We start from the raw sequence: 26,189 nt of genomic DNA, 5'->3' as shown, positions 1-26,189 counted from the left end.
GCTCCATCCTGCTATTTCGCATCGGCGTAGCACTCGACGGCCGCGATATCGAGCGGGAAGCGGGCCGGGGTGTCGCCGAAGACGACCCGTCCGGCCGTGGCCGCGGCCTGCTCGAGCACGGCGGTGACCTCGTCGGCGTCCTCGGCCCGGCAGTGCACGATCACCTCGTCGTGCTGGAAGAACACCAGTTCCGGCCGCGAGCGCTCGACGCCGATGCCGGCCAGCGCCGGACGCAGCGTGGCCAGCAGGGCCAACGCCCAGTCGGCGGCGCTGGCCTGTACGACGAAGTTGCGCGTGAACCGGCCACGGGCCCGGTTGCGGGCGGCGGAGTCGGAGACCTCCTCCACGGGCTCAGGGTCCAACGAACCGCCGGTCCAGCCCGACGTCGCCGGGGGACAGGTACGCCCCAGCCACGACCGCACCAGTCCGCCGGACTCGCCGATCTGCGCGGCCTTCTCCACGTAGTCGACGGCCCGAGGGAACTTGCGCCGCAACGCGGCCACCAACGCCGCGCCCTCGCCGCTGGTCTGCCCGTACAGCGCGGCCAGCATGCCGATCTTGGCCCGCGGCCGGTCGCCGCCGAACGCCTCGTCGGCCAGCGCCCGGTACAGGTCGCCGGAACTGCCGGCCAGGGCCAGCTTGTCGTCGCCGGCCAGCGCGGCCAGCACCCGCGGCTCCAACTGCCCGGCGTCGGCCACCACCAGCGTCCACCCCGGATCGGCGATGGCCGCCCGCCGCACCCGTTTGTGGATCTGCAACGCCCCGCCGCCGCGCGTGGCCCAGCGCCCGGACACCACGCCGCCAGGCACGTACTCGGGCCGGAACCGCCCGTCGTGCACCCACGACGACAGCCAGGCCCAGCCGTGTGCGGTGTAGATCCGGTACAGCTCCTTGTACTCCAGCAGCAGCGGCACCGCCGGGTGATCCACTTCCTTCAGCACCCACGACCGGGTCGACGGCAGCCGGATGCCGACCTTCGCGAACGCCTTGAGCACCTCGGCCGGCGAATCCGGATGCAGCCGATGATCACCCAGCGCCGCCGCGATCCGCTCGGACAGGTCGCCCAGCTTGCGCGGCGGGATCCCGTAGGCCTGCCGCGCCCCCAACATCTCCGTGAGCAGCGCCGAGTGCACGTCCGCGCGCCACGGCAGCCCCACATGCCCCATCTCGGCCGCCGCCAGCGCCCCCGCCGACTCCGCCGCCACCAACAGCCGGAACCGCGCCGGCAATGCCGTCTCGCCGATCCGCCGCAGCTGGTCCGCGTGCACGGCCACCAGCACCGCCAACGGATCCGACCCGCCCAGCGGATCCGCCGGCTGCTCCGCGTCGAACAGCGTCGGCTGCGTGTCCCGAGCCCGCGGCGCGCGGTCGGCCGGCACCGGCCCGCCGGTCAGCCGCGCCCACGCCGCCGGCACGCTCCGCGGCTCACCCCAGCGGCCGACGTACCCCAGCAGCAACGTCTCGGTCAGCTCGACGTCGTGACAGCGCTCCACCCGCACCCCGGCTTCCAGCAGCCGGGGATAGAGGTCCATCGTGTGCGACCACACCCAGCGCGGCGATGCCCGCTCTCGTGCAGCCACCGCCGCCACGAAGTCGTCCACGAAACGCGCGTCACCGACCGGCTGACCGTCCTTGGTCAGCTCCTGCGTCCACGCCCCACCATCGCCGGTGGGCACCACGGCAACCCGCACGAAGACATCCTGACGTGTACCCCTGACAGTGTCGTCGCGCCGCGTGCCGCGGCGGGCGGGTTCGCTCTGATCCGGTCTCTTCCCTTGTCTCATTCGAGCCGCTCGGGTGGTGGGCTGAGTCGGGTGGGTGCTCGAATGAGCCCGCGGTCCAGAGACCGGCGCGAACCCGCGTGGTCGGACCTCGGGCGACATCTGCGACGGCGTGCCGTAGTAGATCTTGGAAGCAATTGTCAGGCCGATGTGAAACCCTTGACTCGTGGCTTCCAGCGCATCACCGGGCCGGTCCCCGGCCGAGGCATACGCGGCGTCCAAGCGCCGCGCCACCCGGCCCCGGCTGACCGACTTCATCTCGGTGCTCTCCTTCGAACTCGACCCGTTCCAGCGCGAGGCCTGCGAGGCCCTCGAGGACGGGCACGGCGTGCTGGTCTGCGCCCCGACCGGCGCGGGCAAGACCGTGGTCGGCGAGTTCGCCGTGCATCTCGCGCTGGGCCAGGGCGCCAAGTGCTTCTACACCACCCCGATCAAGGCACTGTCCAACCAGAAGTTCGCCGACCTGACCGCGCGCTACGGCGCCGACAAGGTCGGCCTGCTGACCGGCGACTCCTCGATCAACGGCGACGCCCCGGTGGTGGTGATGACCACCGAGGTGCTGCGCAACATGCTGTACGCCGGCTCCTCGGCCCTGCACAACCTGGCCTTCGTGGTGATGGACGAGATCCACTACCTGGCCGACCGGTTCCGCGGCGCGGTGTGGGAAGAGGTGATCCTGCACCTGCCGGAGACGGTCAAGGTGGTCGGCCTGTCGGCCACGGTCAGCAATGCCGAGGAGTTCGGCGAGTGGCTGGTCGAGGTCCGCGGCGACACGACGGTGGTGGTGGACGAGATCCGCCCGGTGCCGCTGTGGCAGCACATGCTGCTGGGCGGCCGGGTCGTCGACCTGTTCGCCGACGACGGCGGCGACGAGGCCCGGATCAACCCGCAGCTGCTCCGCCGGGCCGAGGAGATGGGCCGCCACCACGTGCCGTTCAGCCACGGCCGCGGTCCCCGCGCGACCCGCTCCCGTGGCGGCCCCCGCGCTTCCGCCCGCCGTCACGGGTCGAGGTCGTCGGCCGCCTCGAGCAGGCCGGCCTGCTGCCGGCCATCGACTTCGTGTTCAGCCGGGCCGGCTGCGAGGCGGCCGTCACGCAGTGCGTACGGGCCGGCATGCGCCTGACCTCGGTGGAGGACCTGGAGGTCATCCGCGGCATCATCGACGAGCGCACGAAGGACCTGCCCGAGGGCGACCTGATGGTGCTCGGCTACTGGGAGTGGCGGGAGGCCCTGGAGCGGGGTATCGCCAGCCACCACGCCGGCCTGCTGCCGGCGTTCAAGGAGACGGTCGAGGAGCTGTTCGTCCGCGGCCTGGTCAAGGTCGTCTTCGCCACCGAGACGCTCGCGCTGGGCATCAACATGCCGGCCCGCACGGTCGTGCTGGAGAAGCTGGTCAAGTACAACGGCGAGGCCCACGTCGACCTGACGCCGGGGGAGTACACGCAGCTCACCGGCCGGGCCGGGCGGCGCGGCATCGACGTCGAGGGCCACGCCGTGGTGGTGTGGCAGCCGGGCATCGACCCCAAGCAGGTCGGCGGCCTGGCCTCGACCCGCACGTACCCGCTGCGCTCCAGCTTCCGGCCCGGCTACAACATGGCCGTCAACCTGGTGCAGCAGCTGGGCGCGCAGGCCGCACGGGAGATGCTGGAGCAGTCCTTCGCCCAGTTCCAGGCCGACCGCTCGGTGGTGGGCCTGTCCCGCCGCATCGAGCGCGGCAAGGACGCCCTTGCCGGCTACGCCCAGTCCATGACCTGCCATCTCGGTGACTTCGCCGAGTACGCCGAGCTGCGCCGCAAGCTCACCGACCGCGAGAAGGCGCTGTCCCGGCAGAACAGCGCCAGCCGTCGCGCGGCGGCCGCGGAGTCGTTGGAGCGGCTGCGCAAGGGTGACGTCATCGCCGTGCCGTCGGGCCGCCGATCGGGCATCGCCGTGGTGATCGACCCGGGCCTGGACCCGCTGGGCGAGCCCCGGCCGTTCGTGCTCACCGAGGACCGCTGGGCCGGCACGCTGTCGGTGGCCGACTTCCCGGCCCCGGTGGAGGCGCTGGGCCGGATGCGGCTGCCCAAGAACGTCGACTGGCGGTCCCCGCGGATCCGCCGCGACCTGGCCAACAGCCTGCGTGAGACGGGAATCACCCCGCCGCACCGGCAGGGCCGCCGGGGCAAGGCCGACGCCAACGAGGACGGCGAGCTGAACGCGCTGCGCCGGGCCATGCGCGCGCACCCGTGCCATGGCTGCAACGACCGCGAGGCACACGCCCGCTGGGCCGAGCGCTACCACCGGCTGCTGGCCGAGACCGAGCGCCTCGAGCGGCAGGTCGCGTCGACCACGCACTCCCTGGCCAGGGCGTTCGACCGCATCCGCAGCCTGCTGCGGGAGCGCGGCTACCTCGCCGCTGACGGCGACGGCGTCACCCCGCACGGCAGCCGGCTGGCCCGCCTGTACAGCGAGTCGGACCTGCTGGCCGCCGAGTGCCTGCGGCAGGGCGTGTGGGAGAACCTGACGGTCCCCGAGCTGGCCGCGGTCGTGTCCTCGCTGGTGTTCGAGGCCCGCCGCGACGGCACCGTGGACACGCGGCTGCCCACGCCGGAGGTGTCGGCGGCGATGCAGGACACCATGCGGCTGTGGGCGTCCATCGAGGAGGACGAGCGCCGGCACAAGCTGGACCGCACCCGGCAGCCCGACACCGGGTTCGCCTGGCCGGTGTACCGCTGGGCCCGCGGCGAGTCACTGGAGAAGGTGCTCACCGCGGCCGAGACAAACGGCCAGGAGGTGTCGGCCGGCGACTTCGTGCGCTGGTGCCGGCAGGTCATCGACCTGCTCGACCAGCTGCGCGACGTGGTCGGCAAGGCCGACCCGGTCGGGGCGACGGCGGCCGAGGCGGTCAAGGCGCTGCGGCGCGGCGTGGTGGCGATGGGCACCCTCTGAACGGCGGATCCGCGGCCGCCGGGAAGGTGGCAGCGTGCCAGGCGACACGCGTTTGTCCATGGCGGCCACGCGGTGGGGCCGACCTGTGGTTTGATCGCGGCCAAGCGGCCGGATGTCGGAGTGAAGCAGAAGCGCGGAGGCAACAATGACCAGCCCGTACGGACCGTCCGGGGGCAACGACCCGCAGCAGTGGGGCCAACAGCCCCAAGGCGGGTACCCCGGCACACCGTCCGGGGGCTTCCCGGCCCAGCCGCAGCAGTGGGGCCAGCAACCTCAGCAGCCCAACCCGTACGGCCAGCCCCAGCCCGGGCAGTACCAGCAGCCCAGCCCGTACGGCGGCCAGCAGCCGGCCTACCCGCAGCAGCAGCCCCAGCAGCAGCCCGGCTTCAACCCCTACGGCCAGCCGGCGCAGCAGACCGCCCAGTGGGGCCAGCAGCCCCCGCCCGGGCAGCAGCCGCAGTGGGGCCAGCAGCCGCCCGGCCAGTTCGGCGGACCAGGCTTCCCCGGCGCCCCCGCGCCCAAGGGCGGCAACAAGAAGGGCCTGATCATCGGCATCGTCGTGGTGGCGGTGCTGATCGCGGTGGTGCTGGTGGTGCTGCTGGTGTCGGGCGTGTTCACCAAGAAGGTGTTCGACACGGCCAAGGTCGAGCAGGGCGTCACTGGTGTGCTGACCAACGACTACAAGCTCAAGGCCAGCGACGTGAAGTGCCCGGACAACCAGGCCGTGAAGGCCGGCAGCACCTTCACCTGCACGGTGACCGTGGACGGCGCGCAGAAGAACGTGCAGATCACGGTGAAGAGCGACGACGGCCACTACGAGGTCGGGCAGCCGCAATAACTCGGTTACCGGCGTCAGTAGAGTCGGCATCATGAGCACCCCGCACGAGGTACGCACCGTCACCGGCGAGGCGGAGCTGCGCGCCGCGCTCACGCTGTTCCGGCAGTGCCTGCACGGCGAGGCGCCCAGCGACGAGGACTGGCCGCGCGCGTACGGCTCGTTCGACCGCGCGACCGTCCTCGGCACGTACGACGACACCGGCATCATCGGCACCCTGACCGCTAACGGCAGCGTGCTGGCGCTGCCCGGCGGCAAGGTTGTGCCGATGGACGCGGTCAGCCGGGTTGGCGTGCGGCCCGACCGCACCCGCCGCGGCGTGGTCAGCGCGATCATGCGGGCCCACCTGGAGGGCACGTCCGCGCCGATCGCCACGCTGCGGGCCACCGAGGGCACGATCTACCGCCGCTTCGGCTACGGCGTGGCCACGCGGTTCCGCAGCACGGAGCTGAACTTCGCCAAAGCCCGCCTGCACGACCGCGCGCCGGTGGCCGGCGACGTCCGGCTGGTGCAGGACATGGACGAGGTCAGGCGGCTGGTCCCGGAGCTGACGCAGCGCTTCGGCACCGCCCGAACCGGTGGCATCACCATGTCCGAGGGCTACTGGAACATGGTGCTGGGCCGCGAGAAGACCATGCGGCTGGCGATCCACGAGGACGGCTTCGCCGCGTACAAGGTGGTGGAGCTGCCGGACGGGCACTACGCGTACGAGATGAAGGTGCGGTCGATGTTCGCGACCACGCCGACCGCGCTGGCCACGCTGCTGAAGTTCCTGCTCGGCATCGACCTCGTGCGGACGGCGACCTTCGACGGCCGGCCGGTGGACGAGGACCTGGAGCTGTTGCTGGTCGACCCGCGGGCGGTCACGTACAAGGACTTCGAGGACGAGACCTGGCTGCGGCTGGTCGACGTGCCGGCGGCGCTGGCCGCCCGCACGTACGGCGACGCCGAGCCGGTGGTGCTCGAGGTCGTCGACGACCTGCTGCCGGCCAACAGCGGCCGCTACGTGATCGGCCCGGACGGCGCCGAGCGCACCGACCGCTCGGCGCAGCTCCGGCTGGGCGTCGCCGATCTGGGCGCGGCCTATCTCGGCGACCGTCCGCTGAGCCAGTACGCTGCGGCTGGTCTGGTCGACGTGCTCGACCCGGCGGCGCTGCCCGCCGCCGACCGGCTGTTCCTGCTCGACCGCACCCCCTGGTGCGGCACGTACTTCTGACGGACTTCTCTCGGCTGGAGCTCCCTTGACCACGCTAGCCGGCTGGCAGCAGAACTCACTGCGCGTGCTGGCGGCACTGCGGCGTGCCCCGTTCACGATCGGCCTGATCGGCCTGCTGTGGCTGACCGCGATCGTCACCGGCAGCCTGCCCGGCGGCCCGCCGGACAACCTGTTCGACGTGGTCGCCGTGTCCTGGGACGACCTGGCCGGCGGTCGCTTGTGGACGGTCGTCACCAACGGCATGTGGTGCTTCGACCTCACCGGCTACCTGGCCACCACCGTGCTGCTGCTGGGCATCGGCGTGCCGGCCGAGCGCCGCCTCGGTGGCGTGCGGACCCTGCTGGTGCTGCTGGCCAGCCAGGTCGGCGGCGTGCTGGTGGCCATCCCGCTGGTGTGGCTGGTGTCGCAGACCGGCGAACCGTGGACCGCTCAGATTGTCGTCGACACCACGCTCGGCGCGTCGCCGGGCATCGTCGGCCTCGGGTTGGCGCTGTCCGGTCAGCTCGGCGCGATGTGGCGACGCCGGCTGCGGCTGTTCCTGCTGGTCGGCGCGGGCGTGATGGTGCTGTACTCGGGCACGATCCAGGACGTGGTGCGGCTGGTCGCCGGCCTGGTCGGCCTGGTCATCGGGCTGACCGTGCTGGGCCGTCCGCAGCGGGCCGCGATCAACGCGCCCTCCCGGCAGGAGACCAGGGTCCTGGTGGCGCTGCTGGTCGCGGCCACCGCCCTCGGCCCGGTCGCGACCCTGTTCTCCAAGACCGCCATCGGCCCGCTCGGCCTGCTCCAGTACATGTTCGCCTCGCCGGCCGTGGACGCCGCCACCGTTTCCGAGTACTGCTCGAACGGCTTGCAGGACACCGTGAACTGCCGGGTGGTCACCGCCGAGACGATCGGCACCGGCATCGGCTCGGCCATCACCTCGATCGGCCCGGCGCTTCTGCTGCTCGCCGTGGCCGAGGGCCTGCGCCGGGGCCGCCGGTTCGCGTGGTGGCTGGCGCTGGTGTTCAACGTGATGCTCGGCCTCGGCTGCGTCGCCTTCGTCACCGGCTACCTCTACGGCGAGACCGACCTCAGCGTCGTCATCCCGAACATCGCGCCGATCGTGCTGCCGTTCGCCGTGTGCGGGCTGCTGCTCGGCACCCGCCGCGTGTTCACGGTGACCGCGCCGCAGCGCACGTACCGTCGGCTCGCGGCCGGCCTGCTGGTGACGTTCCTGCTCACCTCGGCGGCGTACATCAGCATCGGCTACATGGATCGGGCCCACTTCAAACCGGTGCCGGACCTGACGCTGCTGCTCACCGACCTGCCGACCCGCTACCTGCCGCCCGGCTACGCCCTGCTGGCCGACATCGACTTCCTGCCCACCGGCGGCCTGGCCATCCTGGTCTGGGAGTACACCGGCGCGGTGTTCTGGGTGGTGCTGCTGATCGGGCTGCTGATCAGCTTCTGGCGGGCCAAGCCGGTGCAGGACGCCGCGGCCAGCGTGGACGCCCGCAAGCTGATGGAGCAGCACGGCGGTTCCTCGCTGGCGTACATGACGACCTGGCCCGGCAACCAGTACTGGTTCACGCCCTGCCGGCAGGCCGCCCTGGCCTACCGCGTGTCGGCGACCGTCGCGCTGACCACCGGCGGGCCGGTCGGCGATCCGGCCCTGCACCGCGACGTTGTTGTTGGCTTCCAACAGTTCTGCGCCGACAACGGCTGGACCCCGTGCCTGTACAGCGTGACCGACCAGGTGCGCGACGCCGCCGTGGGGCTGGGCTGGCGGGCCGTGCAGGTGGCCGAGGACACCGTGGTCGGGCTGGCCGATCTGGAGTTCACCGGCAAGAAGTGGCAGGACGTCCGGACAGCCCTGAACAAGGCCGGCAAGGAGGGCATCACCGCCGAGTGGCTGTCCTATCCGGACGCGCCGCTGGCCATCAGCGACCAGGTGCGGGCCATCTCCGAGGAATGGGTGGCGGACAAGGGAATGCCCGAGATGGGCTTCACCCTCGGCGGCCTCGACGAGCTGGCCGACCGGTCGGTGCGCTGCCTGATCGCGGTCGACGCGGACCGGACCGTGCACGGCGTCACCAGCTGGCTGCCGGTGTTCGAGGACGGCGAGCCGGTCGGCTGGACGCTGGACTTCATGCGCCGCCGCGGGGCCGGCTTCCGCGGCGTCACCGAGTTCATGATCGCCTCGGCCGCACTGTCGCTGAAGGAGGAGGGCGCGCGGTTCCTCAGCCTGTCCGGCGCGCCGCTGGCCCGGCTCGACCGGGGCGAGGAAGTGTCGTCGCTGCAACGGATTCTCGACGTCACCGGCAAGGCGTTGGAGCCGGTGTACGGGTTCCGGTCGCTGCTGTCGTTCAAGGCCAAGTTCCAGCCCGAGTACCGGCCGCTGTTCATGGCCTACCCGGACTCCTCGGCGCTGCCGTCGATCGGCAACGCCATCGGCCGCGCCTACCTGCCGCACCTCACGGCGCGGCAGGGGCTGCGGCTGGTCAGCAAGCTGCTCAAGAACTGAGGTAGCGCACGTCCGTCAGCTCCTCGGACAGCTCCCACAGCCGGCGGCCCAGACGCGGGTCCGTCGCCTTGGGGGAGGGCTTCTCCGGACGCGGGGATCCCTTGGTGCGCAACACGTTGCCCGGGCCGACCAGCGTTCCGCCGGGCAGGTTCGGCGCGGTCGCGGCGTACAGTGTCGGGCGGGCGCCGCCGGCCATGTCCTGCACCATCGGCTTGGCCAGGACGTCGATCACCGGGTTGCCCAGGCCGATCTCCGGGTCGACCGCGAAGCCGGGGTGGGCGGCGTAGCTGCCGATGCCGGTGCCGGCCAGCCGGCGGTCCAGCTCCAGCGTGAAGATCAGGTTGGCCAGCTTGGACCGGCCGTAGGCCCGCATCGGCTTGTACGCCCGCTCCTGCTGTGGGTCGTCGATGTCGAACGGGTTGAACCGGTGCGAGGCGCTGGTGATCGTCACGACCCGCGCGCCCGCCCGCAGCGCCGGCAGCAGCAGGCCGGTCAGCGCGAAGTGGCCGAGGTGGTTCGTGCCGAACTGGGCCTCGAAGCCGTCCTTGGTGGTGCGCCGCTCGGGCACCACCTTCTCGCCGGCGTTGTTGATCAGGAAGTCCAGGTGCTCGTGCTCGGCCAGCACCGCCTTGGCCGTCTCCCGGACGTTGCCCAGGTCGGCCAGGTCGAGCTGGACCAGGTCGATGGTGGCTTTGGGCAGCTTGGCCCTGGCCGCCGCCACGGCCTTCTCGCCGCGCTCGGGGTTGCGGGCCGCGAGCAGCACGTGGGCGCCATGCTCGGCCAGGCCCAGCACCGCGTGGAAGCCGATGCCGCTGTTGGCGCCCGTCACCAGCGCGGTCTTGCCGGTCAGGTCGGGCATGTCGGCGGTCCGCCAGGAGGTCATGCCGGCTAAAGTGGCACAGCCTGCCACTTGGCGTCAAATGACACTTTGCTGCGGTAGGGTGACCTGGTGACGAAGCTGTGCGGGCTGCGGGAACGCAAGAAGCAGCAGACCAGGGCCGCCCTGGTGGACGCCGCGCTGACGCTGTTCGAGGCCAAGGACTTCGAGGCCACCACCGTCGAGGAGATCGCCGCCGCCGCCGACGTCTCGCCCCGCACCTTCTTCCGGTACTTCACCGCCAAGGAAGGCGTGCTGCTCGCCGTGCACGACGAGGAGTTCGCCCGGCTGCTGGACGCGGTGGACACCGCCGAGAGCCTGGCCGAGGCCGTGGTCAGCACCATCGACGGCGACCACGAGCGCTTCCGCCGCGTCCAGGAGCTCCTCGCCCGTACGCCGGCGCTGCGTGCCACCTTCCTGGAGCGGACCGTCGAGCAGGAGCGTCAACTCGTCGACAAGCTCCTGCCCGCCGATCCCGCCCCGGAGCAGGTCCTCCGCACCCGCCTGCTGGTCGCCGCCACCTACGCCGCGCTGCGCGTGGCCATCGAGACGTGGCTGACCACGCCCGACTCCGACTGTGCCGCGCACGTGCGGGAGGCCGTCGCGCTGGTCGCCGTCACAGGCTGAACAGGATGCCGCGCACGATCAGCGCGGCCACGAACACCAACGTGAACGCCAGGTCGATGCCGATGCCGCCGGCCCGGATCGGCGGCACCACACGGCGCACCGGCGCGAGCACCGGCTCGGTGCCGGCGTGCGCCAGCCGTCGGGCGCGGACCGTCCAGTAGGGACCGCGACCGGCGAGCGACACCCAGTCCAGGACCATCCGGGCGATCAGCAACAGGATGAACAGCGTCACCACGAAGCCGAGCAGCGTTGCGATCAGGCCCATCTCGTCTCCTTCGTCTCATCCCTCCAACGTGCGGGGCGGTGGGGAAGTGTCCGGTTCGAACCTGTCGATACGCTCAGCGCGTGATTTCCGGCGATGTGGGGGAGCGGGCCCTGGCCAGGGCGACCTGGCGACTGGTCCCGCTGATGGCCGTCTGCTACTTCTTCGCGTACCTCGACCGCACCAACCTGTCGGTGGCCGCGCTGACCATGAACAAGCAGCTCGGCCTGTCCGCCACCGCGTACGGGCTGGGCGCCGGGCTGCTGTTCGTCGGCTACGTGCTGCTGGACGCGCCGAGCAACCTGATCCTGCACCGGGTCGGGGCGCGGGTGTGGATGGCCCGGATCATGGTCGTGTGGGGGATCGTGGCCTCGCTGTGCGCCGCGATCCAGGGCGAGGTCAGCTTCTTCGTGCTGCGCTTCCTGCTGGGCGTGGCCGAGGCCGGCTTCTTCCCGGGCATGATCCTCTACCTGAGCTACTGGTTCCCGGCCGCGCGGCGGGCCACCGTAACCGGCCTGTTCATGGTCGCCGTGCCGCTGTCGACGGCGGTGGGCGCGCCGCTGGGCGGTCTGCTGCTCGGTCTGGACGGCGTCGGCGGGCTGGCCGGCTGGCGGTGGCTGTTCCTGCTGGAGGGCCTGCCGTCGATCGTGCTCGGCGTGCTGCTGCTGTGGCTGCTGCCCGACCGGCCGGCTGACGCCCGGTGGCTCAGCGCCGACGAGCGGGAGTGGATCACGTCGTCGCTGGACCGTGAAGCCGTCGCCGAGATGCCCGTGCGGCGGGCCGTGCTGCATCCTCGGGTGATCGCCCTGGGGCTGGTGTACTTCGCCATCGCATTCGGCCTGTATGGCCTCGGCTTCTGGATGCCGACGATCCTCAAGACGTCCCTCGGCCTGGCCAACCTGCCGGTGACCCTGCTGACCGCCGCGCCTTACGCCATCGGGGCCATCGCGATGGTCTGGTGGGGTCGTCGTTGTGACCGGATCGGGCGACCTGTGGCCCACACCCTGGCCCCGATGGCCGCCGGCGGCGTACTGCTGGCCGTGTCCGCCTTCCTGACGTCTGCCCCGTGGCTCGGCTACGCCGGGCTGTGCGCGTGCGCGATCGGCGTGATGGCCGCGTTCCCCTGCTTCTGGACGCTGCCCTCCGCTTTCCTCTCCGGCGCCGCCGTCGCCGCCGGCATCGGTGTGATCAACTCCATCGGCAACCTCTCCGGCTTCCTCGGCCCGTACTGGGTGGGGTGGATGACCGACCTGTTCGGCTCCAGCCAGTGGGGCCTGGTCACCATCGGCGTCGTCATGGTCGCCGGCGCCGTCCTCGTGTCCAGGCTGCGAGTCGCCTCGTGATCTCCATCGTCGCTTACAACCCGCGTTGGCCTGCCGTCTTCGCCTCACTCCGTGACGGCCTCGTCGGTCCCTTGCGCGGCTTGGCCTCCCACATCGAGCACGTCGGCAGCACCGCCGTGCCCGGGCTGGCCGCCAAGGACGTCATCGACCTCACCGCCGTCGTGCCGTCTTTGGACCACCTACCCGCCGTCATCGGCCGGCTGGCCCCGCTCGGCTATTCCCACGAGGGCGACCTCGGCGTCACCGGCCGGCACGCTTTCACCACCCCCGCCGGCGCCCCCGCCCACCACCTTTACGTCTGCGCCCACGACAACCCCGACTTCGCCCGGGTCCTCGCCTTCCGCGACTACTTGCGCACCCACCCCGACACCGCCCGGGCGTACGCCGAGCTCAAGTACTTCCTCGCCGACCGCTTCCGCGACGACCGGGCGGGCTACACCGCCGCCAAGTCGGCGTTCATCAGCCGCATAGTCACCACGGCCATGGATGCCGGCGACTCGTGATCAGCTGAGAAGGGCGCCAGTGGTGTCACTGGTAGCTCACGAACTCCGGCTGCGGCTGCATCGCCAGCACGTCCTTGGGTCCCAGCAACGGCTCATCCTGCTTGTAGAACAGCTTGAACCCCATGTGGAATCGCCGCGGGTCGGCGATCGCGTGGTAGATGTCCATCTTCGTCTCGACACCGCCGAACCCGTCCAGATGCTGCACCAGCGCCAGTTCCGGGTGCTGAGCGATGCTCGGCAGATCCGGGATCATCGAGGCCCGGAACATGTGCAGCACCACCACCTTCTGCGGCAGGTTGGCGTCCTTCGTCAGACCCGCGACCCAGTCCAGCACCTGATTCACCTCCGGCGTCCCCACATGGCCGATCACCGTTCCCGGCACTTCACCCGGATCCATCCGCCACTCCGCGTCCAGCGCCAGCCCCACATCCGGCTGCGCCAGCAGATCCCGGTACGGCTGCACCACGTCCATGAAGTCCGTTCGCCCTGGCTGGACGTCCAGAATGAACAGTTGGTGGTGTTTACGGGCCACGTCCAGATACTCCTGAACCTTCTCCTCCGCCACCTGGTGGCTGTACGCCCCATCCGGCCCCGGATACCCGTCCGCCACCGTCGCGATGAACTCCATCGCCGGCTGCACCTTGCGATCCGGCGTCGCAAACCCCTGCGCCGCCTTGTCCACCGCCTCCGCCGCCTCTTCCGGCGTGCCCTGGCCCAGCACCCCCAATGCCGCCGTGCCACCCGTGCCGTAGTAGGACACCACCCGATACTGCGGGAACACCGTCCTCCCACCTTGCGGCAGCTCCGGTGGCGGAGTCGTCGTGGTCGTCGGCGGCTGCAACTTCGCCTGATGCACCGGGGCTGCGGCTTGCGTGGCCCCACACCCCGCCAGTCCGAGCACCACCGTCAAGGCCGCCGTGGCCCTCCCCAGTCGTCCATCCATACGGACGAGTACCCGACAACAGCTCGGATTAACTCACCCGAGATCGAATGACTTCCGTACCTGGTCGAGGTACCGCTTGCCATCTTTGTCATCGGCCATGGGCTCACTCTCGATGACGTCGAGGGCTGCCCGCAGCCATCCTTCGGGGAGCTCCCCGAAGTCCGCGTTGAGCTGGCGGAGCACCAGCTCCCGAAAAGTGCCGCGGTTCTCCTTGTCCTCCGGTGCGAAGCCTCTGGTGGCGATCCGCAGGCAGGTCTCGTATTCCTCGGCCAGCCTGGCCGAGTCGGTGCCCAGCGTGGATGCCAGCCAGAGGCTGATGAGTGCCCGCGCGGCGCTGACCATGCCCTGGCCCCGCATGTCGTGGAACGACGTCAGCATGGTCCCGAGCGCGTCGCGGAACGGTTCGAGGGTGTGGGTCGCCACCTCACTGAGCCGGCCGCCCGCGAACCCGGTCTCGGCAAAGAGCCTCCAGTCGTCGGGGATGTAGAAAGCGTGCCAACTCTCCGCTGGTTCCGGCGGGTATCCATATGTCCACTTCGGATCGATGTTGGCCAGACCATTGTTGGGCGGGGTGATGCGGATGACGCGCCCCGAATCGTCCCAGGTGCGAACCACGGCGAAGCGGGCGGCAAGGTTTCGCCAGCCCTCCGACCGCAGCTGGGACTGCCACAGCTGGGCGACGCTGGTCCACTCGATCGCGTGATCGGCGCGATCCGGAAAGAGTTCGGTGCTGCTGATCTCACGCTGGGCCAGGCTGATCAGCAGGAACAGGTTGGCCGAGTAGGTCGCCGCGCGTGCCGGCACGGTCATTCGCAGCGGGCGGTACTCGTCCAGCGGCGTGTGATGTCGAGCATGCAGCGATGTCCTGAACAGATCAAGCAGCAAGGCACCCAGCCGGTCACGATCGGGCCGTGGCTTGATCATCGAATGCGTGAATTCCACCACGGTGAGCCGAGTGGTCAGCGGGGCGAAGGACAGCAGGGTGTAGAGGAAGGCGTCGTCCTGGGGGCGTGGTCGGCCCCAGGTGGTGGGTAACCGGCTGGCAGCAAGGAGGTTGTCGAGCTCGCGCACGACCAGCCGTGCCACCAGGAACTCGCCGAAGGTGGCGTGGAGGAACTCGTACGTCTTGAGGCGCTTCTGGTCGTGCACGGCTTGGGCGACATGCACGAAGTAGAAGCGGCCGACCAACAGCTCCGCTGCGGTGAGGTGGAGCTGGTCGGGGGAGTGGGGCTGGCCGAGTAGCACGCGAAGGTCGGCGTCCAGCTCGGACTCGGTGACCCATAGCTGGTTACGGTTGAACATGGCGAAAGCCACGACCGAGAGCTGGAGCATCTCCTGGGCGACGGCGGCGGAGATCTGGTTGTCGGTGAGGGACTGGCCGGACTTGAGGACTTCGCGGCGGGTGAAGCCGGTGAGCAGCTTCTCGTAGACCTCGGCCTCGCCGAGCCGACGGGTTTCGTCGTGCAGGGCGTTGCTGTCGGCGTCATAGAGGGCCAGCAGCAACAGGAGCAGGGGCTGCTGGGCGACGTTGCGGTAGCAGAGGGCGGTTTCGGCGGTCAGGGGAGGAGACCGCGGCTGGACAAGACCGCGGCGTTGCACTGGTTCCACGCGGCCAACCACAGGGCTACCTGGGAGTCGTCGAAAGGTTCCAACAGCAACGTGACGACGCCGGGGACGGGACGAGCCCGGTCGGCGACGGTGAGACGGCTGGTGACCAGGACCGCCACCGGTCGCCCGAGGTCGGCCTCGCGCTGCTGGAAAGCGGTGATCAGCTCCAGGTAGTTGGACTGGCTCTGGCCGGTGGCCTGGAGGAGCTCGTCGAACCCGTCCAGGAGAATCACGGGCAGGGCGTCGCCGGCCGTGGAGGCCAGGGCGGGCCAGTTGACGTCGGTGCCGGTGTCGGCACGGATGGAGAGCTCGATCTGGGTCTGGAGGTCGGCGTCGGCGGGTACGTCCCGGAGCGGCACGCGGACGGCGAGGAAATCACTGGCGGGCAGGCGAGCAGCGAGCATGTGGGTGAGCAAGGACTTGCCGGCGCCGGGATGTCCGAGCACGACCAGCGGTGCCTCAGTGGCCAGCGGCGACGTGAGATGCCCGACGAGCAGGTCCTGGAGATCGGTGCGCAGCGGCTGGGACTCCCACCAGTCGGTGCGGGTGATCTCGTCCAACCGTGGCTGGCCGACCCGGAAGTGTGGATTGACGTAACAGCGCTCGATGGTCGGTGCGGAAAGCTCCCCGTCGCCGAAGGTCAAGGCGGGTCGGCGGAGCACGGCCTGGTACTTGGCGGTCAGGTCGATGCGGACGCCCGCCGGATCACGGCCGATGCGGAGTTGAGCCAGGGAGTCGGCGAGGCCGGCGAGCGCGGTGCGGACCTCGGCCCGGGTGGCCTGGTGGTCAAGCATGGTGGCCCAGTAGCCGAATTCGGGGAACTCCAAGGCCAGCCGGCGGAACAGGACCTCGTAGCGCTGGACGGCGCGGTCCGGGACCGTCGCGAGTTCCCGGTCATGCAGATCGATCTCGGCCCGGGACAGCCGGACCCAAGCGGCCAGGCCCGATTCGAACCTGGCCAGGACGTTGGTCAGTTCGGCGTAGCAACCGCGCAGGTCGGCGGCAAGCTGTTCATGGGGCACGTGCGGACTCGGCAACGGTGGCATGAACTCCACCAGCGCCGCGGCAAGGCCCTTGTCCGCGCGGGCGTCGACCAGGGCCAGTTGCTCGGACTTGGTGGGCAGCAGCGTCCGGGGCATCTTGAGCTCAGCCGCGACCTCGAAGAACGCGGCCAGCACGGCGACCGCGTGAGCAGCCTCCAACCGGCGGGTGCGGTCGTAGCGGTTCAGCCCCCGCACCCGCTCGCCGAGCCCGCCGATCAGGTCGGTGCACAGCTTGAACAGCTCGGCTTTGGCGTCGAACAGGCTCAGCGCGAAGCCCGAGCCGCCGGCGGTGGCGACCAACAGGGCGCCGCCGAGCAACTTGTCCAGGGCGGCGACCACCTTGGTCTCGGGGCCGCCGCCCAGCAACACCGCCGCATCTCGGTACGAGAGTCCACGAGCCACGACGGGGTTATCGGTGCACGAGCCCTAACGCTTCAAGGCGGCGATGAGCCGATCGACTGAAGTTCCCAGGTTCCAACGCTTCTTCAACGCCATCAACCGGTCGACGTCGGCGGGACCGGTGGGGACGGGATCGGGGCGGTCCATCACCACGGGGGCGTCGACGGCGACGCGGACGACGACGGGGGCGGCGGCGAGGTAGGGGGCGGCCTCGATGAGCTTGGTGCGGACGCGGGCGGTGAGGCGGCGGTCGCGGGGATCGAGGACGGCCTCGAGAACACCGGACAGGGAGCCGAAGTCGGTGATGAGCTTGGCGGCGGTCTTCTCGCCGATGCCGGGGACGCCGGGCAGGCCGTCGGAAGGGTCGCCACGCAGGACGGCCATCTCGGCGTAGGCGTCCCCGGCGGACTCGACGGGGAGGGAGTACTTGGCGGCGAGCTCCTCCGGGCCGATGATCTGGACCTTGTTCCAGCCCTGCCCGACGTACATCACGGTGACGGGCGTCGGCTCGTGGCGGACGAGCTGGAACAGGTCACGGTCACCGGTGACGACCTCGACCGGATCGACCTTCTCGGCATGGGCCAACGCACCGATGACGTCGTCGGCCTCGTAGCCGGTGGCCTCGGCAGTGGCGATACCGGCGGCGTCGAGCAGGTCGAGGATGATCGGCACCTGCGGCGTCAGCGCGTCGGGCACCTCCTCCTCGGACCCGTCGCTCTCCACGGCCACCCGGTGCGCCTTGTACGAAGGCAGCGCCTCGACCCGGAACGCGGGCCGCCAGTCGGCGTCGAGACAAGCGACCAGCCGCGACGGATGCCGGTCGACCAGGATGCGGGCGACGGTGTCGGCGAAGCCGCGCACGGCGTTGACCGGCTGGCCGTCGGGGGAGGTCATCGAGTCCGGCAGCGCGTAGAACGACCGGAAGTACAGGCTGGCCGAGTCGAGGAGCACCAGCGGGGCAGCGGTCATCGGACAAGTCAACCAGCTACCCCTGACACCGAACGAGTCGAGGCCAATTGCAGAGAAACCTCTGCAAAGGATCCTCTGCAATCGCTACGCTGCCGGCGTGACCGAGCTTGCGAGGGAACCATTCAGCGCAGGGACCTGGGTCGCAGACCCGCCGAGCGTCAGCGAGGTGGGCCTGTGACCGAGATCAGGCTGGACGCGAAGACGCTGCGGGCGCTGGCCCATCCGCTGCGGGTCAGGCTGTTGGGCCTGCTCCGGGCGGACGGCCCGGCGACGGCGACGGGCCTGGCCCAGCGGGTGGGGGAGACCAGCGGCACCACCAGCTGGCATCTGCGCCAACTGGCCGACCACGGCCTCATCGAGCAGGACACGGACCGCGGCAACAAGCGGGAACGCTGGTGGAAGGCCGCGTACGAGTCGACCGAGCTGCGCATCGAGGACTTCCGCGACGACGACGAGTCGGCCGGCGCCCTCAACGCCTACCTGTACGAGATCGCGTCCAACAGCTACCGCCGCATGACGACGTTCCTGGCCCAGGACTGGGACCAGTCCTGGCGGGAGTCGTTCGTCATGTCCGACCAGGAGCTCCCGCTCACCCCGGACGAGCTCAAGGCGCTGCGCAACGAGCTGCACGAGGTGATCGACAAGTACCGACGCCCGCAACGCCCGGGCGACGAGATCGTCGTGACGCAGCTACAGGGCTTCCCGAGGCAGTCGAAGCGGTGAAAACACCTCTGTTAGCCCTGCTCACGGGTACCACGGTGTCGCTCATCGGCACGGCGATGACGGTCCTCGCCATCCCATGGTTCGTCCTGCACAGCACCGGAAGCCCGGCCCAGACCGGCCTGGTCGTGGCGGCGGAGGTGGCCGGACTCGCGGTCGCCGCCGGCCTGGCCGGCCCCATCGTGGACCGGATCCAGCCGAGGCTGGTCAGCGCCTGCTCGGACGTCCTGGCGGCGGTGGCGGTCGGCCTGATCCCGACGCTGACCATGCTGAACCTGTTGCCGTTGTGGGCATTGGTGCTGCTCACGGCGTTGCTGGGGCTGACAAGGGGACCGGGTTCCACGGCGGCCGACGCGATGCTGCCGTCAGCGGCGAAGCTCGCCGGGACGCCGATCTCACGGGCGTCGAGCTGGTTCGAGGGGTCGGCGCGAGCGGGGCGGATGATCGGCGCGGTCAGCGCCGGCGCGCTGATCGCCTTCCTCGGCCCGGCCGAGGTCCTGTACGTCGATGCCGCCAGCTACCTGGCCTCCGCCCTGCTCACGGCCACGCTCATCCGGGTGCATCTGCACCAGGACAAGCCGAAGGCATGGTCCGCCCGGGGCCACTTCGCGGAACTCCGGGAAGGGCTCAATTACCTCCGCCGAGACGGGCTGCTGGCCGCGGTGGTCGGCATGGTCATGGTGACCAACATGCTGGACGGTGCCTACAGCTCGGTGCTGCTCCCGGCGTTCGGCCAGCAGATCCTGCACAGCAGCGTGCTGCTCGGCCTGGTCGCCAGCACGTCCAGCGCGGCAATGCTGTGCGGGATCGCGGCCTACGGGGCGGTGGGGGAGCGGCTGCCGAAATGGGGGACCTACGCCATCGCGTTTCTCCTGGCTGGCGCCCCGCGACTCGTCATCATGGCGGCCGCGCCGCCGATGCCCGTGCTGCTGGCCGTGATCGCGGTGACGTCGTTCGCCTTCGGCACGATCAACCCGATCCTGCTGAGCCAGCTGTACAGCCGCGTGCCGGAGTCGATGCGCGGTCGCGTGTTCGGCGTGGTCGGGGCCGGGGCGCTGGCCGGCATGCCGGTGGGGGCGCTGCTGGGTGGGGCGGCGGTGCAGTTCGCCGGACTGACCACGGCGCTGCTGCTGGCGGCGGCCCTCTACCTCACGGTGACGCTGTGCCCGTTCGTCTTCCGGGTGTGGCGCCGGCTGGACGAGAAAGGCGAGTCGTCAGGCGACCACGTCGGGGGTGCGGTCGCCTGACGACTCGGGCTCAGGGGTGGGCCGGCGGCTCACGATGGTCACCCGGCCGGCGGCCAGTGCGTCGTCCTCGCGCCGCGGCAGCGGAAGCGGCGCGACGAGCTGCCCGGTCTCGGCCAGCTCGCGCAGCAGCCGGTCGGTGGACCGGCGGGTGCGGCGCAGGCTGATCGGCCTGGTCACGGCCCGTGTCGGGGACGGATGGAGAATGTGGGCCCAGCAGCCGAGCGCCACCACAACGAGCACTGACGTCCACACAACGAACATCATCTACTCCTCGTGGTCACTCTCTGTTTGCCAGCCGGTCGACTCTCGTCGACTTGAGCCCCCATTCGGGTGACACCTATGGAGTTAACCGGGACTCAGCGCTAGAAACATCCGCCATCTGGACGCGTGCACCGCCGGTGACTAGAAAGTTATCCGGAAGTACCCCTTCGGGCGGCCCGCGCTTCACGGGCATGATCCGCTTTCGGTCCGACCTCGCTAGGCTCTTGGCTCATGTCCGTCAGCGCAGCCCCGATCGCCGTCGAGTCCCTTCGTGACCGGTTCCGCCGGGCCGCCGAGGCGGCCGCCGCGGCCGGTGTCGACGCCCTGCTCGTGTCGCCCGGCTCCGACCTGCGCTATCTGCTCGGCGCCGGCGGCTCCTCGTTCGAGCGGCTGACCTGTCTGGTCCTGCCGGCGGCGGGCAGCGCGGCCGAGCCGGCGCTGGTGGTGCCGAAGCTGGAGCAGCCGGGCTACGCGGGCGTGCCGACCGACGAGCTCGGCGTGCACGTGGCGACGTGGGTTGACGGCGAGGATCCGTACCGACTAGTGGCCGACCTGCTCAAGGGCACGGCGAAGTCGATGGCGGTGACCGACATGATGCCGGCGCTGCACACCCTGGGCCTGCGTGACGCGCTGCCGGACGCGCGGCAGGGCCTAGCCGGTCCGGTGCTGCGCGAGCTGAGGATGCGGAAGGACGACGGCGAGATCGAGGCGCTGCGCAAGGCCGGCGCGGCCATCGACCGGGTGCACGCGCGGATGGGCGAGTGGCTGCGCCCCGGTCGAACCGAGGCCGAGGTGGGCGCGGACATCGCGGCGGCGATCGTGGCCGAGGGGCATGAGCTGGCGGAGTTCGTCATCGTCGGCTCCGGCCCCAACGGCGCCAGCCCGCACCACGGCGTCTCCGACCGCGTGATCGAGAAGGGCGACGTCGTCGTGGTCGACATCGGCGGCCCGGTGCCGGAGGGCTACAACTCCGACTCCACGCGCACCTATTCGGTCGGTGTGCCGGCCTTCGACGACGTGATGGGCACGTACGCGGTGCTCAAGGCCGCGCAGCAGGCGGCCGTCGACGCCGCCGGCCCTGGCGTCACGGCCGAGGCGGTCGACGCGGCGGCCCGCGACGTCATCGCGGACGCCGGTTTCGGCGAGTACTTCGTGCACCGCACCGGTCACGGCATCGGTCTCGACGTGCACGAGGACCCGTACATCGTCAGTGGCAACGACCTCGTGCTGGAGGTCGGCATGGCGTTCAGCATCGAGCCCGGCATCTACCTGCCGGGCCGCTGGGGAGCCCGCATCGAAGACATCGTCGTGGTCAGCGAGGAGGGCGCGGTGCGTCTGAACACCCGGCCGCACGAGTTGGCGGTGCTGCCGTCGTGACCACGCCGCTGGAACCGATCGACCGCGCCATCCTGCGCGAGCTGACCCAGGACGGCCGGTGCAGCTTCACCGACCTCGCCGAGCGGGTCGGCCTGAGCGTGTCCGCCGTGCACCAGCGGGTTCGGCGGTTGGAGCAGCGCGGCGTGCTGAAGGGCTACGCCGCCCGGGTCGACGGCGAGCAGGTCGGCCTGCCGCTGACCGCGTTCATCTCGCTGACGCCGATCGACCCGGCCGCCCCGGACGACTACCCGCACCGGCTCGAGCACCTGTCCGCGGTCGAGGCGTGCTACTCGGTCGCCGGCGACGCTTCGTACGTGCTGAAGGTCCGGGTCGCCGGTCCGACGGCGCTGGAGGACCTGCTGCGCCAGATCCGGGAGCAGGCCAACGTGTCCACCCGCACCACGGTGGTGCTGTCCACGCCGTACGAGGACCGCCCGCCGGGGGTCTGATCCACGCAACGGTCACGCGGTTTCCGTGCCGCATGTCCGGTTTTTCCGCGCCACTACGTCGAACGGGCTATTGCCGTCGGGTTGTGGGAGCGCTTCCATGAGTTTCGGCAGGTCCTGCCCTGCCGACAACGCGCTGTCGGCCGCCACGAACCGACCGCCGACCCAGTGGAGTCAACGATGACCCTGCCTGCCAGATTCAGACGTGCCACCTGCCTGCTCGCCGTCGGCGCGATGACGGTGCTGATCACCGCGTTCGGCGGCACCACGGCGCAAGGCGCCGTGCCGGCCCCGCCTTCCGGCTGGACCACCGTGTTCAGCGACGACTTCAACGGCCCCGCGGGCAGCGGGGTGAACACCGCGAACTGGATGTACAACACCGGTCCCGGCTCGAACTTCGGCACCGGCGAGATCGAGACGATGACCAACTCGACCAACAACGTCCGGCTCGACGGCAACGGCAACCTCCAGCTGATCGCCTTGGGCTCCGGCAACAACTGGACGTCCGGCCGGATCCAGACGCCGTCGGCCGTGGCCGGCGCGCCGGCCGGCGGCAAGCTCGAGGTGACGGCCTCCATCCAGCAGCCCAACCCGGGCAGCGGACTCGGCTACTGGCCGGCGTTCTGGATGCTCGGCCAGGGACAGTGGCCGGAGAACGGCGAGATCGACATCATGGAGGACGTCAACGCCCGTTCCCAGGTCGCCGGCACCATCCACTGTGGCGTGTCCCCGGGCGGGCCGTGCAACGAGGGCAACGGCATCGGCAGCGGGCTGCGCGCCTGCAACGGCTGCCAGACCGGCTTCCACACGTACACGATGATCCTGGACCGGACCAACACCTCGAACGAGTCGATCACCTTCTACCTGGACGGCGCCTCGTACTTCACCGTCACCGAGGGCCAGGTCGGCACGAGCACCTGGCAGCAGGCGTACGACCACAACCTGACGATCCTGTTCGACCTGGCCATGGGCGGCGCGTTCCCGAACGGCGTGTGCGGCTGCACGTCGCCGAACGGTGCGACGACCTCCGGCGGCGCCATGACCGTGCAGTACGTCGCCGCGTACACCACGACCGGTGGCGGGAACCCGCCGCCTCCGCCCGGCGGCGGCGCGATCACCGGCTACCAGGGCCTCTGCCTCGACGACAACGCTGCCAGCACGGCCAACGGCAGCCACATCCAGATCTACACCTGCAACGGCTCCGCCGCGCAGCAGTGGACGTTCGTCCAGGCCGGCACGACGCTGCACGTGCTCGGGAAGTGTATGGACATCACCGGCGGCGGCACGGCCAACGGCACCAAGGTCCAGCTGTACGACTGCAACAACACCGGCGCGCAGGTGTGGATACCGCAGTCCAACGGCACGCTCTACAACCCGCAGTCCAACAAGTGCCTGGATGATCCGGCGTATTCCACGACACCGGGCACCCAGGTGCAGATCTGGGACTGCGCCGGCACGGCCAACCAGATCTGGCACCTGCCGTAGCCGACGCGGGCGGCCGTCACTCGGCGGCCGCCCGCTCCAGCAGGGCGATGGCCCCCTCGACGGCATCGGCGAACGGCGTCGGGTCGCCGGCCGCGCGGGCCAGCACGTAACCGCCTTGCAGCACAGCGAGAAACGTGTCGGCCAGTCTGGTGTCCAGGCCACCCTCGGCGAGGATTTCCTTAGCCGGCCCCGAATCCAGTCGAAGTGACCGGCGATGGGGGCGCGCAGCGCCGGGCTGGCGATGATCTCCGGGTCCTGCACGAGCACGCCCATCGGGCAGCCCTTGAGCACTTCACGTTCGCGGCGCAGCCAGGTCGCGATGCGTTCGACCGGCGTGCCGGGGGAGTCGAGCTCTCGCTCGGCCTTCGCCGTGAGTTCCTCGGCGTTGCGGTCGATCGCCGCCAGCGCGAGGTCCTGTTTGCCGGCGAAGTGGTGGTACATGCTGCCTTGACCGGCGTCCGCGCGCTGCTGGATGGCCTTCGGGCTGGTGCCCGTGTAGCCCCGCTCGCGCAGCAGCTCCCGGGTGCTCTCGACCAGCCGGTCGCGGGTGGACATGGCCGAAATTGTACCTACCAGTTCGTATGTATGGTGGCCCTATGACTTCAGTGACGACTGAAGGCAGGCTGCCTCAACGGGTGACACTAAACGCAAGATCCGTTCAGTCAGACGAAAAACGGCCTCGAGTGCAGAGGCCGTCGGTAGAACAAGATCCATGGCTGAACTGGGGTTGTTGAACGAGCAGTCGGCGGTGCGGCGGCTGGAGCTGGGGGACGTGCGGCTCACGTACGTCATCGACGGGGCGATGGCGATGAGCGCGAGCGGGTTCTTCCCGGCGGTGCCGGGGGAGTACTGGCGTGAGCACCCGGAGGCGGTGGATGCGCAGGGGCACATTGCGATGTCCGCCGGCGGGCTGCTGGTGGAGCGGGGCGACCGCAAGCTGCTCATCGACGCCGGTTTCGGGTCGTACCGGGGGCCGATCTCGGTGGGGGATCAGGTCCTCGGGGCGGCCGACTGCGGGTCGATGCCCGACGTGCTGGCCGAGCTGGGCGTGGCACCGGGGGACATCGACACCGTGGCCTACACGCACCTGCACCTTGATCACGTGGGTTGGGCCTTTGTGGACGGTCGGAAGTTCTTTCCTGACGCGCGTTATCTGGTGGCGGCGGAGGAGTGGGCGCCGCACGAGCATGGCATTGAGGTGCCCGGGGTGATCACGTCGATGACCGTGGAGCCGATGCGGGGCAACCACGAGCTCATCCGTGAGGGCGATGAGGTCTGGCCGGGCGTGCGGGCGATCGTGATGTCGGGGCATACGCCGGGGCACACCTCGTACATCGTGTCCGCGGGGGAGGAGCGGATCGTCGTGTTCGGCGACGCTTTCCACGTGCCGGCGCAGATCGACCACCCGGACTGGGGCTCGATGCCGGACACCGACACCGACGGCGTCCTCAGGGCTCGGGCGCGGCTGGTGGGGGAGCTGACCCGGCCCGGCACGCTCGGCTTCGGCATCCACTTCGGCGACCAGGCCTTCGGCCGGCTGGTGCGGGACGAGGCCGGCGCGACGAAGTGGGAACCCGTGCCGGCGGAGTTCGTTCGAGCCAACCCCCGTGTAGTATAGATGGATAATATCACTATAGCTTCAGTGACGACTAAAAACAGTGCTGTGACGAGCACAAAGCAACCACAAGCCACTACCGCCAGGGAATCGGAGCTACCTGAGCTCAAAGCCGGTCCCATGATCGTGGCAGCCGACCTACCAGAGCAGTCTTGTTCTGTGAGTCCGCCTCGGTGACACTCCTCATCATGGACAGAGCGGGAATCCTGGACGAGCAGTCGCGTGCGGCCAAGGTGCTGATCGAGATCATCAGGACTGGGATTCCCGCAATGGAGTGGTTTATTGCCACAGACGTGCCCCGCTGCGTTTATGGTTCTCCGGGCCTCGGCTTCCGCGACAGCGAGGGCTACCTCAAGTTGACGCATTGCGCCGAGCGTTTGGGGATGCAGCTGAAGGTCACACCTCCCGCGCCTGGGCGCTGGATCAGCACCGGCAGCACTGGCAGCGAAGCAAATTGCTCTCCTGTAGAATTCTTTAGATCCGACGAAGAGAATTACCGCATCGAAGGGGTCTACCGCGGCGTGCAGGTGTCGTTTAAAGGTTCGGCACCTGAAGGCACCGCCAAGCACACGACTGTGCCGAAGTTGAAGTCCCACCAAGCCCGTCAGGCCCGTCGGGCTCGTTTGCGGGATCCGGTCGTCACCGCCCAGCTCCAAGCGGTGACCGTGCTGATCGGCCTGCTGTCCGCAGACCTGCCGCCCGTCTGCTGGCGGATTGACCCTCCTAAAAACCGCGAGCCGCAACTCAATGTGGATATGGATATCCACACCTACTCGCGTCACGAGGCGCGGGTCGAGCTCACCCGCTGGGCTGAATTTCTGGGAACTCCGATCCACTACGAGGTGTATCGCAACGCTCAGGTGACCACGCGCGTGGACGGCGTCTCCATCACGATCACCGCGACCCTCCGGCGTCCTCTGTCGGACACGCGACCCTGGCAGGCGCTCCGCCGCCAACTCACCCGAATCACGGGCGGCAAACCCACCACTACGCGGTAAGTCATTTCTCCGGCAACCGTAAACATTCAGCGGGGGCCGCCTCGGCGACCTCGGGCAGATGTCCGCGGCGCGCACCTGAGTTGTCCCGGGTGCGAAGGGGCGCTTTCGTGCGTTCACGGGCGCCTGGCCTCGGGGCACCGGCCGCAGCGCTGGCGGCCTGGAAGCGTGATCATCACCGAGGGCCAACGTCCGCTCAATGTCCT

Annotated in this window: 21 protein-coding genes and 2 pseudogenes; 14 read left to right on the top strand and 9 right to left on the bottom strand. The window is 70.1% G+C overall.

What is annotated here, in order from left to right; translation table 11 throughout:
• Positions 1 to 11: 11 nt before the first annotated feature.
• Entirely contained in the window at positions 12 to 1,691 is a 1,680-nt protein-coding gene (locus M3Q35_RS11225; protein WP_273941618.1) for a bifunctional 3'-5' exonuclease/DNA polymerase, read from the bottom strand.
• Between the two features lie 256 nt (positions 1,692 to 1,947).
• Here M3Q35_RS11225 and M3Q35_RS11220 point away from each other — a divergent pair.
• From M3Q35_RS11220 to M3Q35_RS11205, 4 genes and pseudogenes are all read left to right on the top strand, one after another.
• A pseudogene (locus M3Q35_RS11220) lies at positions 1,948 to 4,709 on the top strand (DEAD/DEAH box helicase).
• A gap of 145 nt (positions 4,710 to 4,854) precedes the next feature.
• Positions 4,855 to 5,547: a DUF4333 domain-containing protein gene (locus M3Q35_RS11215; RefSeq protein ID WP_273941616.1), complete on the top strand. Its 693-nt coding sequence runs from the start codon at positions 4,855 to 4,857 to the stop codon at positions 5,545 to 5,547.
• A gap of 31 nt (positions 5,548 to 5,578) precedes the next feature.
• Positions 5,579 to 6,760 carry a GNAT family N-acetyltransferase gene (locus M3Q35_RS11210; RefSeq protein WP_273941615.1) on the top strand — a complete coding sequence of 394 codons (1,182 nt, stop codon included), beginning with the start codon at positions 5,579 to 5,581 and terminating at the stop codon, positions 6,758 to 6,760.
• 25 nt (positions 6,761 to 6,785) lie between these two features.
• A complete protein-coding gene (locus tag M3Q35_RS11205; protein ID WP_273941614.1) occupies positions 6,786 to 9,263 on the top strand; it encodes a bifunctional lysylphosphatidylglycerol flippase/synthetase MprF in 2,478 nt (825 codons plus the stop codon).
• Here the strand turns inward: M3Q35_RS11205 and M3Q35_RS11200 are convergent.
• Positions 9,253 to 10,146 (bottom strand): oxidoreductase, encoded by an 894-nt coding sequence (locus M3Q35_RS11200; RefSeq protein WP_273941613.1) that lies wholly within the window; start codon positions 10,144 to 10,146, stop codon positions 9,253 to 9,255. The two genes, M3Q35_RS11205 and M3Q35_RS11200, sit on opposite strands and share 11 nt — an antisense overlap.
• Before the next feature lie 66 nt (positions 10,147 to 10,212).
• On the opposite strand from M3Q35_RS11200, the gene M3Q35_RS11195 reads away from it, so the two are divergent.
• Complete coding sequence (locus M3Q35_RS11195) at positions 10,213 to 10,767, top strand: TetR family transcriptional regulator (RefSeq protein ID WP_273941612.1); 555 nt, start codon at positions 10,213 to 10,215, stop codon at positions 10,765 to 10,767.
• Here M3Q35_RS11195 and M3Q35_RS11190 read toward each other — a convergent pair.
• Positions 10,757 to 11,032, bottom strand: coding sequence for a YggT family protein (locus M3Q35_RS11190; RefSeq protein ID WP_273941611.1), 276 nt, complete (start codon positions 11,030 to 11,032; stop codon positions 10,757 to 10,759). The two genes, M3Q35_RS11195 and M3Q35_RS11190, sit on opposite strands and share 11 nt — an antisense overlap.
• Positions 11,033 to 11,112: 80 nt before the next feature.
• Between M3Q35_RS11190 and M3Q35_RS11185 the strand changes: the two genes are divergently transcribed.
• Both M3Q35_RS11185 and M3Q35_RS11180 read left to right on the top strand, forming a co-directional pair.
• Positions 11,113 to 12,372 carry an MFS transporter gene (locus M3Q35_RS11185; RefSeq protein ID WP_273941610.1) on the top strand — a complete coding sequence of 420 codons (1,260 nt, stop codon included), beginning with the start codon at positions 11,113 to 11,115 and terminating at the stop codon, positions 12,370 to 12,372.
• A complete protein-coding gene (locus M3Q35_RS11180; protein WP_273941609.1) occupies positions 12,369 to 12,875 on the top strand; it encodes a GrpB family protein in 507 nt (168 codons plus the stop codon). The genes M3Q35_RS11185 and M3Q35_RS11180 overlap by 4 nt, the downstream gene beginning before the upstream one ends.
• A 25-nt stretch (positions 12,876 to 12,900) precedes the next feature.
• Here the strand turns inward: M3Q35_RS11180 and M3Q35_RS11175 are convergent, their stop codons facing one another.
• The 4 genes from M3Q35_RS11175 to M3Q35_RS11160 form a co-directional block, all read right to left on the bottom strand.
• Complete coding sequence (locus tag M3Q35_RS11175; protein ID WP_273941608.1) at positions 12,901 to 13,785, bottom strand: hypothetical protein; 885 nt, start codon at positions 13,783 to 13,785, stop codon at positions 12,901 to 12,903.
• A 66-nt stretch (positions 13,786 to 13,851) separates the two neighbouring features.
• Complete coding sequence (locus M3Q35_RS11170) at positions 13,852 to 15,426, bottom strand: NACHT domain-containing protein (RefSeq protein ID WP_273941607.1); 1,575 nt, start codon at positions 15,424 to 15,426, stop codon at positions 13,852 to 13,854.
• On the bottom strand, positions 15,375 to 16,871 hold the full coding sequence (locus tag M3Q35_RS11165) for an NACHT domain-containing protein (RefSeq protein ID WP_273941606.1): 1,497 nt from the start codon (positions 16,869 to 16,871) through the stop codon (positions 15,375 to 15,377). Before M3Q35_RS11165 ends, M3Q35_RS11170 begins: the two co-directional genes overlap by 52 nt.
• A gap of 24 nt (positions 16,872 to 16,895) precedes the next feature.
• On the bottom strand, positions 16,896 to 17,837 hold the full coding sequence (locus tag M3Q35_RS11160) for a 5'-3' exonuclease (RefSeq protein ID WP_273941605.1): 942 nt from the start codon (positions 17,835 to 17,837) through the stop codon (positions 16,896 to 16,898).
• Positions 17,838 to 18,011: 174 nt separating this feature from the next.
• Between M3Q35_RS11160 and M3Q35_RS11155 the strand changes: the two genes are divergently transcribed.
• Entirely contained in the window at positions 18,012 to 18,560 is a 549-nt protein-coding gene (locus tag M3Q35_RS11155; RefSeq protein ID WP_273941604.1) for a winged helix-turn-helix domain-containing protein, read from the top strand.
• A complete protein-coding gene (locus M3Q35_RS11150) occupies positions 18,557 to 19,804 on the top strand; it encodes an MFS transporter (protein WP_273941602.1) in 1,248 nt (415 codons plus the stop codon). The genes M3Q35_RS11155 and M3Q35_RS11150 overlap by 4 nt, the downstream gene beginning before the upstream one ends.
• Here the strand turns inward: M3Q35_RS11150 and M3Q35_RS11145 are convergent.
• Positions 19,772 to 20,068 carry a hypothetical protein gene (locus M3Q35_RS11145; RefSeq protein WP_273941601.1) on the bottom strand — a complete coding sequence of 99 codons (297 nt, stop codon included), beginning with the start codon at positions 20,066 to 20,068 and terminating at the stop codon, positions 19,772 to 19,774. The two genes, M3Q35_RS11150 and M3Q35_RS11145, sit on opposite strands and share 33 nt — an antisense overlap.
• Positions 20,069 to 20,296: 228 nt before the next feature.
• Between M3Q35_RS11145 and M3Q35_RS11140 the strand changes: the two genes are divergently transcribed.
• The 3 genes from M3Q35_RS11140 (at position 20,297) to M3Q35_RS11130 (ending at position 23,373) form a co-directional block, all read left to right on the top strand.
• Positions 20,297 to 21,442, top strand: a complete 1,146-nt coding sequence (locus tag M3Q35_RS11140; protein WP_273941600.1) for a M24 family metallopeptidase — start codon at positions 20,297 to 20,299, stop codon at positions 21,440 to 21,442.
• Complete coding sequence (locus M3Q35_RS11135; RefSeq protein ID WP_273941599.1) at positions 21,439 to 21,891, top strand: Lrp/AsnC family transcriptional regulator; 453 nt, start codon at positions 21,439 to 21,441, stop codon at positions 21,889 to 21,891. Before M3Q35_RS11140 ends, M3Q35_RS11135 begins: the two co-directional genes overlap by 4 nt.
• Before the next feature lie 177 nt (positions 21,892 to 22,068).
• Entirely contained in the window at positions 22,069 to 23,373 is a 1,305-nt protein-coding gene (locus M3Q35_RS11130) for a ricin-type beta-trefoil lectin domain protein (RefSeq protein ID WP_273941597.1), read from the top strand.
• 16 nt (positions 23,374 to 23,389) lie between these two features.
• Here the strand turns inward: M3Q35_RS11130 and M3Q35_RS11125 are convergent.
• Positions 23,390 to 23,928: pseudogene (locus M3Q35_RS11125) on the bottom strand (TetR/AcrR family transcriptional regulator).
• A gap of 157 nt (positions 23,929 to 24,085) precedes the next feature.
• Here M3Q35_RS11125 and M3Q35_RS11120 point away from each other — a divergent pair.
• The gene (locus tag M3Q35_RS11120) at positions 24,086 to 24,991 is read left to right on the top strand and encodes an MBL fold metallo-hydrolase (protein ID WP_273941596.1); all 906 of its coding nucleotides are present in this window, start codon (positions 24,086 to 24,088) and stop codon (positions 24,989 to 24,991) included.
• Positions 24,992 to 25,176: 185 nt separating this feature from the next.
• Entirely contained in the window at positions 25,177 to 25,986 is an 810-nt protein-coding gene (locus tag M3Q35_RS11115; protein ID WP_273941595.1) for a hypothetical protein, read from the top strand.
• Positions 25,987 to 26,189: the final 203 nt, after the last annotated feature.

The organism is Kutzneria chonburiensis (assembly GCF_028622115.1).
GTDB classification, from domain to species: Bacteria; Actinomycetota; Actinomycetes; order Mycobacteriales; family Pseudonocardiaceae; genus Kutzneria; species Kutzneria chonburiensis.
Note: the sequence above shows the minus strand (reverse complement) of the source record. Positions and strands in the feature narration are given on the sequence as shown.